General features: G+C 49.7%; 13 protein-coding genes. All 13 read left to right on the top strand.

Going from position 1 to position 13,308, the window contains the following annotated elements:
- Positions 1-266 precede the first annotated feature (266 nt).
- The 13 genes from CHK_RS02355 to rpmA all read left to right on the top strand — a co-directional run bounded on the left by CHK_RS02355 (position 267) and on the right by rpmA (position 13,265).
- Complete coding sequence (locus tag CHK_RS02355) at positions 267-548, top strand: hypothetical protein (RefSeq protein WP_131924801.1); 282 nt, start codon at positions 267-269, stop codon at positions 546-548.
- A gap of 226 nt (positions 549-774) precedes the next feature.
- Positions 775-1,710, top strand: a complete 936-nt coding sequence (gene mreC / locus CHK_RS02350) for a rod shape-determining protein MreC (protein ID WP_052740195.1) — start codon at positions 775-777, stop codon at positions 1,708-1,710.
- A 3-nt stretch (positions 1,711-1,713) separates the two neighbouring features.
- The gene (gene mreD / locus CHK_RS15490; RefSeq protein ID WP_052740193.1) at positions 1,714-2,232 is read left to right on the top strand and encodes a rod shape-determining protein MreD; all 519 of its coding nucleotides are present in this window, start codon (positions 1,714-1,716) and stop codon (positions 2,230-2,232) included.
- 67 nt (positions 2,233-2,299) lie between these two features.
- The gene (locus tag CHK_RS02340) at positions 2,300-4,831 is read left to right on the top strand and encodes a penicillin-binding transpeptidase domain-containing protein (protein WP_046442425.1); all 2,532 of its coding nucleotides are present in this window, start codon (positions 2,300-2,302) and stop codon (positions 4,829-4,831) included.
- A gap of 113 nt (positions 4,832-4,944) precedes the next feature.
- A complete protein-coding gene (minC, locus tag CHK_RS15485) occupies positions 4,945-5,640 on the top strand; it encodes a septum site-determining protein MinC (RefSeq protein ID WP_052740191.1) in 696 nt (231 codons plus the stop codon).
- A 180-nt stretch (positions 5,641-5,820) separates the two neighbouring features.
- Positions 5,821-6,612 carry a septum site-determining protein MinD gene (gene minD / locus CHK_RS02330; protein ID WP_046442424.1) on the top strand — a complete coding sequence of 264 codons (792 nt, stop codon included), beginning with the start codon at positions 5,821-5,823 and terminating at the stop codon, positions 6,610-6,612.
- A 15-nt stretch (positions 6,613-6,627) separates the two neighbouring features.
- The gene (gene minE / locus CHK_RS02325) at positions 6,628-6,915 is read left to right on the top strand and encodes a cell division topological specificity factor MinE (protein WP_046442423.1); all 288 of its coding nucleotides are present in this window, start codon (positions 6,628-6,630) and stop codon (positions 6,913-6,915) included.
- 67 nt (positions 6,916-6,982) lie between these two features.
- Positions 6,983-8,149 carry a rod shape-determining protein RodA gene (gene rodA, locus CHK_RS02320; protein WP_052740188.1) on the top strand — a complete coding sequence of 389 codons (1,167 nt, stop codon included), beginning with the start codon at positions 6,983-6,985 and terminating at the stop codon, positions 8,147-8,149.
- A 75-nt stretch (positions 8,150-8,224) separates the two neighbouring features.
- Positions 8,225-10,045 (top strand): TIGR03960 family B12-binding radical SAM protein, encoded by a 1,821-nt coding sequence (locus CHK_RS02315; protein ID WP_046442422.1) that lies wholly within the window; start codon positions 8,225-8,227, stop codon positions 10,043-10,045.
- Positions 10,042-10,704 (top strand): TIGR03936 family radical SAM-associated protein, encoded by a 663-nt coding sequence (locus CHK_RS15480; RefSeq protein ID WP_052740186.1) that lies wholly within the window; start codon positions 10,042-10,044, stop codon positions 10,702-10,704. The genes CHK_RS02315 and CHK_RS15480 overlap by 4 nt, the downstream gene beginning before the upstream one ends.
- A gap of 27 nt (positions 10,705-10,731) precedes the next feature.
- A complete protein-coding gene (locus CHK_RS02305) occupies positions 10,732-12,261 on the top strand; it encodes an Rne/Rng family ribonuclease (RefSeq protein WP_046442421.1) in 1,530 nt (509 codons plus the stop codon).
- A gap of 114 nt (positions 12,262-12,375) precedes the next feature.
- On the top strand, positions 12,376-12,975 hold the full coding sequence (rplU, locus tag CHK_RS17105) for a 50S ribosomal protein L21 (RefSeq protein ID WP_046442420.1): 600 nt from the start codon (positions 12,376-12,378) through the stop codon (positions 12,973-12,975).
- Positions 12,976-13,010: 35 nt separating this feature from the next.
- On the top strand, positions 13,011-13,265 hold the full coding sequence (gene rpmA / locus CHK_RS02295; protein ID WP_046442419.1) for a 50S ribosomal protein L27: 255 nt from the start codon (positions 13,011-13,013) through the stop codon (positions 13,263-13,265).
- Positions 13,266-13,308: the final 43 nt, after the last annotated feature.

The raw sequence follows: 13,308 nt of genomic DNA, 5'->3' as shown, positions 1-13,308 counted from the left end.
ATATCTGGAAGGAAGGCAAAATCAGCGGAAGAGAGGCGGCGCGCAGGCTTTATATTACGCATAACACATTTTTCAAATGGGTAAAAATTGTTGAAAATAATAAAAAGAAGTGACAAAAAAAGTAGACTTTTATAGCCATATGAATTATACTGATAAAAAAGATTAAAAGATTAAATATCGGGGCATTTTTGGGGGAAATGCAGCAAAATGCCCGGATTTATTAATTGGTCAAAAAAGTCTACTTTTTTGACCAATTCGAGACTTGGATGTACTGGATTGAGGTGGAACGCATGAGCCAAACAGGGAAAAAAGATACCAAAAGCACGCTGCTTGACTTTTTAGCGGAAAGGGCTGGTTGTGCCTATTTGTCTGATTTACGCAAGCCATATTTATTCCCGGGGCTTTCTGAAATTATGGACGGTATCGAGCCGCGGGCTTATTCTTTTTCCGAATGGGAGGATGCAATCAGCTATATCACCGGGGAATGCAAAGAAGTTTCGGATGAGCAGGAAGCAAAAAGCTTTCTGATCAGTTGCCTGAAAAAATAGGAATATCGACATACAAAAGGACAAGCGCTCAAATGCGTTTGTCTTTTTTCATGTTAATTCTGATATAAGGGACAGAGTGGCGGCTTTGTTACAAAAAGTTTACTTTCGCGTATGACAAGCATACACCTTTTATGGTATAATTGAAAAAATAATCGGAGTCTGCCATAAAACGGGGCAAACCGTTTTGCACGGCGGATATCGAAAACAATGGAAAGGCAGACAGGCTGTGGGTGTATTTAGAAATAAACCGCTCCTTATAACAATTATTGTAATTGTGATACTCATTGTGCTTTTGGTAATGTCCGGCAACAGCAGCAGTATTTCACGGGGCGCGGGCGAAGCAGGGGGAATTTTTACACCGGTGCAGGAGTTCTTTTATCAGGCGTCAAATTCGATCGGCGGATTTTTTGACAGCCTTGTGAATACCGGGGATACGGCCCAGCAAAATAAGGAGCTCGAAAGCGAGCTTGAAACGATCAAAAGCCAATCGAACAATTATGACGAGCTGAAAGCGCAAAACGAGCGCCTGAAGGAAATGCTCGAATATAAGCAGAAGAATACGTCGCAGGAGCTCAAGGTGGCGACGATCACAGGAAAAAATCCGGGCAACTGGTTTGACGTATTTACGATCGACCTTGGCAGGAAAGACGGCATTATGGTCAATATGCCCGTCATTACCGCGGATGGCCTTGTTGGCCGCGTGGAAGAGGTCAGCCTTAATTCGTCAAAGGTCATGGCGATCATTGATGGGAGGAGCAGCGTATCGGCTATCATGGAACGCACGCGCGACGTAGGAGCGGTAAAAGGAAATATAGCAAACGATGCGCTTGACGTATCGCTCTACATGAGTTATTTGCCGCTCGACGCGGATGTGGCGGAAGGCGACAGGGTCATTACCTCGGGTCTGGATGGGATATTCCCCAAAGGCCTTGTGATTGGCGAGGTTGCAAAGTCGACGGATACGGAGAAAGACGGAAAGAATGTTAAAATTACGCCCGCGGTTGATTTCCGCAGGCTGGAAGAAGTGTTTGTGGTGGTGTCAACAGACGGCGAACCGACAGGGACGCAGCAGGCGGCAAATGAAGTGATAACCGGGCAGGACGCGCAGGCTTCGCAGGGCGCATCGGCATCGGCATCGGCTTCAGCAGCCGCGCAGGAGTAAAAGATGAGATATGTTGTTTTGGTATTGTTTGCCATTGTAAGCACAATCTTATCGGGTTCCGTATTCAGCGGGCTTAATCTCGCGGGGATACAGGTGGATATCGTACTCTTGATTGTCCTTGCGCTGGCGCTTGTAGACAAAAGCGGAGCTGCGATCATTTTTGCCGCGGGAACAGGCCTTTTTATGGATATCATGTATTCCACTGTACTTGGCGTATATGCGCTGAGCTATACGGTGGCAGCGGCCATTGTGTTCCTTGCGTTCCGTAACAAAGAGAAATTCAACGTACTGATCCTGTTTTTGGTGGGCGCGGCAGGATATGTGATCAAGGAAACGGTAATGGCGCTCATTGTGTATGTGTTAGGCGCACGGTTTGACTTTCTGTCCATCCTCGTAAGGTATACGCTTCCTACGGCGGCGCTTACGGGAGGGCTGCTGATCGTCGCTTATCTGTTATTTGCAAGACTATATAAGAATGGCTGGATGCGTCCGGCCGTCGCTTATCGCCCGGAGGACTTCTGAGGGAAGCAGCGTGGCGAAAAGGCTTTGACCGCATGAAAGTAGAAGCGGTAATTTATGAGGGAAAACGATGCTGAAAAAATTAAAAAACAGGTTTTTTGCCGGACTGGCAATTATTGTCGCGCTTTTTGTATTTTTAACGGCGGGACTTGGAAATCTTACGCTTGCCCAGGGCGGCGATCTTACAACGCAATCGGAAAGTAAAAAGGTAAGGACGCTTTCCGTAAAGGGTTCGCGCGGGCAGATTACCGACAATTCAGGGATACCGCTTGCGTACGACCAAAGCAGCTATGATATCCAGTTCGTAAGGGACCCTTCCAAAAATTCAACGACAGACAAATCCTACTATACGGACGTCCTCATGCAGACGATCGAGATCATTGAACAAAACGGCGGCACGACGATTGATACGTTTGCAATCAAACGTCAGGACGACGGCACGTTTGCGTTCGATTTTGGGATCACGGACGAGGAAGCTGTTAAAACACGCGAGGAAAGATGGCGCACAAATATGTTTGCCTCCAAAACAGCGGACGCGGCGGCGCTTTACAGCGATATGCGCACGCGCTACCGTATCCCGGAGGAATATACCTACGAGCAGGCGCGTAAGCTGCTGTCAATCTGGCAGGAGGTGCAGTTGTCGTCTTACCGTGCGTACGAGCCGATTACGATTTGCAGTAACGTCGATATGGACACGGTTGCGGCAATCGAGGCGAAGGCGGACCAGCTTGACGGCATCCAGGTGGCGGAAAGCGCTGTGCGCGTGTATCCAAAGGACAGCGTTGCGGCGCATATTATTGGATACATGGGGAAAATGGTTGACGAAGATACCGTTAAGGAATACCAGGATAAGGGATATTCATCGGAGGATAAAATCGGCGTAGCGGGCATCGAGAGTACGATGGAGCAATATCTGACTGGAAATTCAACGGAAAAGCAGGGGACGCGACAGGTAGAGGTCGACAGTAAGGGCAAGGTCATCAAAGAGGTTTCGAGCACTCCGGCGATTTCAGGAAGCGATGTGCGGCTGACGCTGGATCTCGATTTGCAGATGGAAGCGGAAAGAGCGATCGAGGCAAACGTTAAGAGCGTTTATGAAGAGCAGGTTGCTGAGTATAATGATCCGGAAAACAGATACGACAGGCAGGGATATGTTGGGTATGATACCAAGCTGGATGAACGGTCGCTAAAAGAAGGCCAGACGACTAATTTCGATAAGCTGAATCTCGCGCAATCGGGTGCGCTCATTGTGATGGATGTCAATACCGGAAAGATACTTGCCATGGCGAGCTATCCGTCTTATGACCTCAACATTTTTTCGGGCGGAGTTTCGGAAGAACAGCTTAAGGAATTACAGGACGACAAAACGCGCCCGATGTTTAATAATGCGATCTCCTCGACGGGAATTCCGGGCTCTATTTTCAAGATGGTAACCGGCCTTGCGGGCCTTATGGAAGGCGACCTCGGACTTCATGAGGAAATCAGCGATATGGGCCTTTATAATATCGACGTACAGGAAGGCTATACCGGCGACGACGTTCCGGCCTGCTGGGCTTACGTAAAGGGGATGTCGAGCGTTCCGGAACATGCCAACCAGGATATTGTGCTGGGCCTTGAGCACAGCTGTAACTATTTCTTCTATGAAGTCGCCCACAGGACAGGCGTAGATAACCTTGTGAAGTGGGGCGAGCAGTTTGGACTTACCTCTACGACAGGGATCGAGCTTACAGGCGAAGCGGTCGGAGCAATCGGTAACCAGGAAACCCTTTACGATAAGACCAAATCCATTGATAATCAGAAAACCTCGCTGCCTGCATTGGTGCGCAGCTCGCTGATCACTTTTTTAAGGGATGAGGTCGGAGAAGAAGGCAGGGACATTACTTATACGGACGAGCAGCTCAAAACAACGGCGGAAAAGCTGATACAGCTTGTGGATCCGGATAACACGCAGGTCGGTTCGCAAATCAGGGCCATCCTGAGCGAGGAGCTGCAGATCCCGGAGACGGTATCTTCCAATAAGGGTTGGGACAACCAGATCAACGGTATCATTGCGGAGCTTCGCTGGAATCCAATAAAGACGATTATTTCCGGTATTGGTTCGGGCAGTACGACGATCACGCCGATTGCCGCTGCACGTTATGTGGCGGCGATTGCAAACAGCGGAACCGTGTACGAGGCGCATGTCGTAGACAGCATCCTCGATTCGGACGGAAATGTGGTGGAGCAGAAGGAGCCGGTGGTATACAACAAGATCGATGCGCCTGAGGAGTACTTTGAGGCGCTGCGCGACGGGATGTCCAAGGTGGTATCGGGCGAGGACACCTCTGCCGGAGATATCTTCAAGGGCTGGCCGTATGAAAACGACATTGCGGGCAAGACGGGCTCCGGTAAGGTGTCCAACATCGATTTGGAAACGAACGCCTGGTTTGTGGCGTTTGCGCCCAAGGACGATCCGGAGATTGCTGTTGTGTCCTACATACCGAACGGAATGTCGGGATCGCACGCGATTCCTGCGGCAAAGGATATCATTCAGTATTACCTCGACGGCAAGCAGCAGGAGGAGGCGAACGAGTTGCCTTCAGAAAACACGCTGATACCTTAAGGCAAGGGAAAAACAGTTTGCTTAGCGTTATGATATCATGTATAATGTAGTGCGTAATAAAGTGCGTATTTTTGTACCATACAGAAGGCCGGAAGGCGGAGGAAGGAAGAACCATGCAGAGTATTGTGACATTTAAGGGAAAAGAAGACGGATTGGAAATCTATCTTGATGAAAAGTCTACTTATCCCGTCCTGCGCGAAGAACTGATGGACAAGCTGAAAAAGAACCAGAGCTTCTTTAAAGATTCCGGTACAAAGGTTGTGATAAGGGGAAAAGAGCTCTCCAATGCTCAATTTAATGAAATCAAGCGTGTGTTCGCGATGGATTTTGGCATACGCAACGTTTACTGCGGCGATGAGGCGGAGCGTGTGCAGGAGGCGGAGATTTCGATTGAGAAACCGTCCGCAGTGAGGCGTGCCCATGCGCCGGTGGATGAGTATACGGACGAAGTGGAGCTTGTGTCGAACGCCTATTTCGACGCGCAGTCGATCTTTATCAACAACACGATCAGGAGCGGTCAGCGTATCGAGTGCGAGGGGGATATCGTCGTGGTCGGGGACGTAAATCCGGGCGCGGAGGTGATCGCCGGCGGCAGCATCGCTGTTTTTGGAAGGCTGCGGGGTCTGGCGCACGCAGGATGCGCGGGAAGGACCGACGTATGCGTGGCTGCGCTCAATATGTGTCCAAAGCAGATGCGGATTTCAGGACGCGTCGTTACGTTCCCAAATGAGCGGGCGGATGCACACGACGCTGAAATAGCAGAGTTTAAGGATGGCAAGGTGGTTATCCGCCCTGTCAGCTTGAGATAGGGAAAGAAGAAAATAATAAGCGCGTGCAAAGTTGCGGGGATCGTCAGGAATCAATCGGTTTTGCGAGCGGTGGTAAGCGCGAAGCAAAATAACATTGAGCGAGGGGATCACCCAAGGGGAACAGCGTGTTCCCCTTGGGAAGCGAACAAAGTGAGCGCTGTAAGGAAGGTATCATAACAGATGGAAAATGTAATTGTAATCACATCCGGCAAGGGGGGCGTGGGAAAGACGACATCCACGGCAAATCTTGGAACGGGACTTGCAATGCAGGGAAAAAAGGTAGTACTGGTAGATACGGACATTGGGCTTCGTAACCTTGACGTGGTGCTTGGATTGGAAAACAGGATCGTTTATGATCTTGTGGACGTTGTGGAGGGCACCTGCAAGCTGAAGCAGGCGCTCATCAAGGACAAGCGCTACGAGGGGCTTTACCTCCTTCCCGCGGCACAGACCAGAAACAAGATGGCGGTTGCGCCCGAGCAGATGAAGGAGCTCGTAGCAGAGCTTGAAAAGGAATTTGATTATGTGCTGATCGACTGCCCGGCAGGCATCGAGCGCGGATTCAAAAACGCGGTTGCAGGGGCGAAATCAGCGATTGTAGTGACTGTGCCGGAGGTTTCGTCTGTGCGCGATGCAGACAGAATCATCGGACTTCTTTCAGCAAATGGCGTTGACGACGTAAAGCTGCTCATCAACCGCCTGCGTCCGGATCTTGTACGCAAGGGCGATATGCTGGCGATCGACGATACGCTTGAGATCCTGGGGATCGACCTTGTTGGCGTGATTCCTGAGGACGAGCTTATTTTCCGTTCTTCCAACCTGGGAGAACCGGCGGTTACGGATAACAGCTCGCTTGCGGGCGAGGCGTACCGCAATGTAACAAAGCGCATTATGGGCGAGGATGTTCCTATGCTGAACCTGGAACAAAAATCAGGATTCTTTGGTAAGCTGAAGAAGCTCTTTTCAAAATAATCGGAGGTCGTTAGCATGGGATGGTTTTTTAATAAAAAGAAAAGCAGCCAGGTGGCAAAGGACAGGCTGAAGCTGGTTCTTATCTATGACCGCGCGGGCACAACCTCAAACGACGATATGATCAATATGATCAAAAAAGATATCATGCAGGTGATTTCAAAATATGTTGAAATCGATGAGTCGGAATTTGAGATCGACTTCAAGAGTGTGCAGAATCAGGAAGAGGAAGGCGTTTCCTCTCAGATCGCGATGAACATCCCGATCAAAAAGATCAAACAGATGGTAAAAAACGCAGGAAGATAAGCAAGGGACGTATTAATCAAAAGACCGTGTTGCGTGCGCGGTCTTTTTGTAAAATAACGGAGAACGGATGAAGACAAAAGTAATTAACAAAAACATGTGGAAATACGTGGACTGGACGCTGGTTGTGATTATTTTCATACTGGTAGGCTACAGCGTGCTTTCCATTGTAAATGCAACGGCAAGCCCGTTTACAGGCGATGAAAAAACGTTTGCGGAATTTTTCGCAAACCTGAACCTGAATTCCGCGATGTGGCAGGTCATATTTTTTATCGTCGGCCTTTTCTGTATGTTTTTGGTAATGCTGGTGGACTACCACAGCGTCGCGCATATCACAGACCTGCTGTATTGGGCGACGGTGGCGCTGCTTGTGGCGGTTATGTTTCTTGGCAGCGAACAGAACGGGACGACAGGTTGGTTTATGATCGGAAACCGTGGATTCCAGCCGGGCGAAGTCTGTAAGGTGCTGATTATTATTGTCCTTGCAAAGGTATTATCCGATAAAACGGAAGGAAACGACGACGGGCTGCAGACGATGAGGGATATTTTTCCGGCATTGTGGCGCGTGATGATCCCTGTCGTGCTGATTATGATACAACCGGACTTTGGTACGGCTGTCGTATATTTGTTCATTTTTGCCGCGATGCTGTTTATGGGCAAGGTGCACTGGAAGGTGGTGCTGTGGTTGCTGCTGATCATTGCGATTGCGGCTCCTATCCTGTGGTTTTCCATGAAGGACTACCAGCAGCAGCGTATCCTGTCCTTCTTTAATCCGAGCGCACAGAGCGCAGACGCAACGATGCAGGTAGATCAGGCAAAGCTTGCCATCGGTTCCGGGCAGTTCCTTGGAAAAGGCCTGTTCGCGCCGGGATCGCTTTCACAGCTGAATTATGTGCCTGAAAAACACAATGACTTTATATTTGCGGTGACGGTAGAAGCGTTCGGCTTTTTGGGCGGCCTGATATTAATCATCCTGTATTTTCTGTTGATTGGACGCACGTTTATGCTTGCGCTTCGCGCCAAAGACGATTTTGGGGCATATATTATCGTTGGCGTTGCCGCAATGACGTTGTTCCATGTGGTGGAAAACATCGGTATGAATTTGGGCATATTGCCTGTAACGGGCATTCCTTTGCCGTTCTTCTCGTACGGCGGCTCCAGCATGGTCACAAACTGTATTGCGTTTGGCATGGTGATCAGCGTGGATATGCGCAGGCAGAGATGGCAGGGGCAATAGGAAAGAATGTTACGGATTAAGCCTGTGCGGATATCGCCGGCGATATAAAATTTTAGAGGTTGTCAGGAGTAGAAATTGTCAATACTGGATCATGTGGAAAAGCCCGCGCGGTATACCGGGGGGGAATTGAATTCCGTTTACAAGCAAAACGCGGAAGTGGATTTTGCAATGTGTTTTGCGGATACATACGAGGTTGGAATGAGCCACCTTGGAATCAATATATTATATGAGGTAATTAACGCCATCGACGGCGTTTACGCGCAGCGCGTATTCTGCCCGTGGGTGGATATGATAGAGCAGCTGAGAAGCGGGGAGGAACCGCTTCGGTCTTTGGAAACGAAAAAGCCGCTTTGTGAATTTGATATTGTAGGGATCAATCTTTCCTACGAGATGTGTTATTCCAATGTGCTTACGATGCTTGAGCTGGGGCGCATCCCGCTGCTTTCAAAGGATCGGGGCGATGGCGATCCGCTTGTTCTGGGCGGCGGAGCCTGTACGATAAATCCGGAGCCCGTTGCCGATTTTTTTGATTTGTTCGCAGTTGGTGAGGGCGAGGAGGTAACGCGCGAGCTGATCGCGCTTTATCGGCGGCATAAAAAAGCGGGATTTTCGCGCCAGGCGTTTTTGCGGGAGGCGGCGCAGATCGATGGGATTTACGTGCCGTCTTTGTACGGGATAACCTATCATGAGGATGGTACGATTCGTTCGATTACGCCAAAGGAAGGCGCGCCGCAGACCGTAACAAGGCGGATCGTAAAGGATTTTGACGCTGAGCAGACAATCAGAAAGCCGGTTTTGCCGTATATAAATACGGTACATGACAGGTGCACGCTGGAAATTATGCGCGGCTGCCCCCGCGGCTGCCGCTTTTGTCAGGCAGGCTTTGCAATGAGGCCGGTGCGCGAACGCAAAGCGCAGACGGTGCGGGATACGGCGCGAAGTGTGATCGAGTCTACCGGGTATGATGAAATTTCGCTTTCCTCGCTATCGTCAGGCGATTACTCGCAAATCGACGAGCTTGTGGGAGGACTGGTGGATGAATTTTCCGCACAAAGGGTGTCGGTTTCGCTTCCCTCGCTGCGGGTGGACAGCTTTGAAAAGGATTTGGCAGCGGGCCTGCAGCAAGTGCGTAAAACAGGCCTTACGTTTGCGCCCGAGGCGGGTACGCAGCGCCTGCGCGATGTGATCAATAAAAATATCACACAGGAAATGATCATGAAAACCGTGGTGCGTGCGTTTGAAAGCGGCGTTTCCACAGTAAAGCTTTATTTTATGATCGGACTTCCGACAGAAACCTACGACGACCTTACTGGGATTGCAAACCTGGTTCGTGAAATCAGGGAGGCGTTTTACAGCGTGCCAAGGGAAAAACGCAATGGGTTTATTAATATCAACGTTTCGGCTTCCTGTTTTGTACCCAAGCCCTGTACGCCTTTCATGTGGGAGGCGCAGGACACCATGGAGGAGCTTCGGCAAAAGCAGCAGTTCCTGCGCGGCAAGCTCAAAATGAAGGGCGTGAAGTTCAGCTATCACGATTCGTCGCTGAGCTTTCTTGAAGCGGTGCTTGCAAGAGGGGACAGGAGGCTTTCCGCTGCGCTGCTGGACGCATACAAAAACGGTGCGGTTTTTGATGCGTGGAATGAGCATTTTTCTTTGGAGCGCTATCTGGAGGCGTTTGAACGTTGCGGGATCGATCCCGCTTTCTACGCAAACCGTGTGCGCAGCGATGAGGAAATGATGCCGTTTGAGCACATCAACTGCCGGATCGACAAGGCGTTCCTGCTCAAAGAACGCGCGAAGGCCTATGCAGAAACGACAACGCCCGAGTGCAGGAAACGCTGCGCGGGTTGCGGCCTGCAAAAAGACTGCGGGTTTGTGACGAGAGAAAAAGTATGAAAGCGATTATCAAATACAGCCGCCATGGCGCGGCAAAGTATATTTCACATCTGGATATGCAACGCACGTTTGGACGGGCGGTTCGCCGTGCGCGTATCGACGCGGAATATTCGCATGGTTTTAATCCGCATATTGTGATGTCGTTTGCCTCCCCGCTCTCAGTGGGATACGCAACGGACGGCGATTACCTGGAGCTGTCGCTTGCATCGGAAATGCCGCCGGAAGAAATGAAGGAAGCGTTCAATTCGGTTTTCCCGGAGGAGATACGCATTCTGCACGTGCATATGGCAAAAGACAATAAAAAGCTGATGGCGCACAACCATAGCGCGCTTTACGAACTCAATTTTCATTTTGAAAATGATGGGGAATATGTTAAAATAAAAGATGCTGTGATGGCGTTGACTGCTTCCGGGCACTATATGGCAAGGGACAGGAAAGGCAGGGAAATAGATATCCGCCCACTGATTTTAAAAGCGGATACCAATGGTAAAGTCGTCTCGCTGCTTGTAAAAAACGCTAACGACGGCGCTTTGAATCCGGCTGTGGTTGCAAACGTTCTGCGTCTTGAGATGGATGCGGCGGAAATGGACTGCGACATTTGCCGGAAGGAATGTTACGCGATTGTGAACGGCGAAGTGATGCCGTTTAGTGAGATATAGTTTTTTAAAAAGTTTAAGGAGATTGGAATGATTAAAAAAATCATAGCCGATGCAAATGCGCATGAAGCGCGGGTTGCGCTGCTCGATGATGGGGATCTTGTCGAAATCCAGGTGGAGACACGCGGCAAGGAACGCCTCGTCGGAAATATTTATAAGGGTAGGGTTGCCAATATTTTGCCGGGAATGCAGGCTGCGTTTGTAGATGTAGGGCTCGACAAAAATGCGTTTTTATACGCAGGGGATATTCTTTGCGACGAGTCGGATTTTATTTTTGACGAAAACGCGGACGAAGGCCCGGTGAAGAAAAAGCTGGAAGTGCCCAACATCAAGGAGCTTTTAAAGCCGAATCAGGAAATTATGGTGCAGGTTTTGAAGCAGCCGGGCGGCACGAAAGGCGCGCGCGTCACAACGCACATTACCCTGCCGGGCAGGATGCTTGTTTTGATGCCTACGGTAGACCATGTCGGCGTTTCGCGGCGTATTGCGGATGAAAAAAAACGTGAAGAGCTTAAAGAGTTCCTGACAGAGATCAAACCCAAGGACATGGGCGTGATCGTGCGTACCGTGGCTGAAAAGTCGGATCCGGAGGAAATTGAGGCAGAGTTGAAATTCCTCGTGCGCCTTTGGCAGAAAGTTCAGGAAAAAGCGGACTTTGTGAGCGCTCCGCGCCTGATACACGCAGAGGAAACACTGTTGTTCCGTACGGTGCGCGATATGTTCACAGCGGACGTTTCCGAATTTATCATCAACGACAAGGATTATTATGACAAGGTTCTTGCGGTGGTCAATATTATTTCACCGGGCATGGACGGCAAGCTGAAGCTGTTTGAGCATGAAGGGAATATTTTTGATTACTACGAGATTGAAGATAAAATCAGCAAAGCGCTGCAGCGCAAGGTGTGGATGAAAAACGGCTGTTATCTTGTGATCGACGAGACGGAGGCGCTCACTGTGGTGGACGTCAATACCGGTAAATACATCGGCGAGGACAACCTGCAGGATACCATTCTAAACGCCAACATCGAAGCGGCGCAGGAAATTGCCAAGCAGCTTCGGCTGCGCGACATAAGCGGTATCATTGTGATCGATTTTATCGACATGGATAATGAGGAGAACAAACAAAAGGTTGTGGATGAGCTCACGCGTGCGCTCAAAAACGACAGGACCAAATCCAACGTGATCGGCATGACAGAGCTTGGGCTTGTGGAAATGACGCGCAAGAAAACGCGACGTAAGCTTTCTTCGCTCACGCAGACAACATGCCCGTGCTGCAGCGGCTCCGGAAGGGTATACAATCTGGAAAATATGGCAATGCGCCTGAGAAGGGAAATTATCCGCACGGTAAACCCGGACGAGCAGGGAATGTTCGTGGTAGAGGTGAACGGCAATCTCGCGAATTATATTGTTTCGCGCAACAACCAGAACCAGGCTGTGCTCCCGCATTATGAAAATGCGCACTTCTTTATTCGCAGTGTGCCGAACGCGCATCCGGAGCAGATCGTCATAACGCGCATTACAGACAAGAACTCCCTGTCTGACACACAGGTTTTTTGTTGACAGAGGCCGCTTTGTGTGGTAACATATTTAACTGAGCCGCTCGCATAAGGTGCGAAACGCATATCGCAGGATATGGACCGATTGCGGCGAGACTGGGCAAGGGAGGTAAATGTTATGTATGCAATTATCAAATCAGGCGGTAAGCAGTATAAAGTAGAACCTGGAATGGTCATCAAGGTTGAGAAGCTCGACGCAGAGGTAGGCAGCGAGGTCGCTTTTGAAGCTTTACTGACATCGGATGGCAAGAAAGTTGCCGTCGGTGATCCGATTTTGAAGGATGTTGCGGTCAAAGGCAAAGTGCTTGCGCAAGATAAAGCGAAAAAAGTGATCGTGTTCAAGTATAAGCCAAAAAAAGACTATCGCAAAAAACAGGGACACAGACAGCCGTATACAAAAGTGGAAATCACTCAGGTTGGCTCGGAAGTTGCTCCTGCAAAAGAAAAACCGGCGAAAGCTGCAAAAGTGGAAACAGCTGAAAAGACTGTGAAAGCAGAAAAGGCAACGGCTGCAAAGACGGAAGCTAAGAAGACAACGGCTGCAAAGAAACCGGCTGCAGAAAAACCGGCAAAAGCAACGGCGGAAAAACCGGCTGCTGCAAAGAAGCCCGCGGCAAAGAAACCGGCTGCGACAGGCGAGAAAAAGGTAACAACGGCAAAGAAGCCGGCTGCAAAAACAGCTGAGAAGAAAGAAACTGCTAAAAAAGACGCAGAATAATCAGGAATTTAACGTAGAAGCGAGGTGTGATTCACATGGCACATAAGAAGGGTGTAGGTAGTTCAAGAAACGGACGCGACTCCGAATCGAAGCGCCTTGGCATCAAACGTTCAGACGGACAGTATGTACTCGCGGGCAACATTTTGGTTCGCCAGAGAGGGACAAAAATCCATCCGGGCAACGGCGTAGGCCGTGGCAATGATGATACTCTGTTTGCTCTCACAAGCGGTATTGTAAAGTTTGAACGCAAAGGCAGAGACAAGAAGCAGGTAAGCGTTTACGCGAACTAACGAAAAAAACGGCAGCGTCTGTTCGAAAGAACGGGCGCTGTTT

Origin of the sequence: Christensenella hongkongensis, assembly GCF_000981035.1 — a bacterium.
Classification (GTDB): Bacteria; Bacillota; Clostridia; order Christensenellales; family Christensenellaceae; genus Christensenella; species Christensenella hongkongensis.
This window is presented reverse-complemented; position numbering and strand designations above follow the sequence as displayed.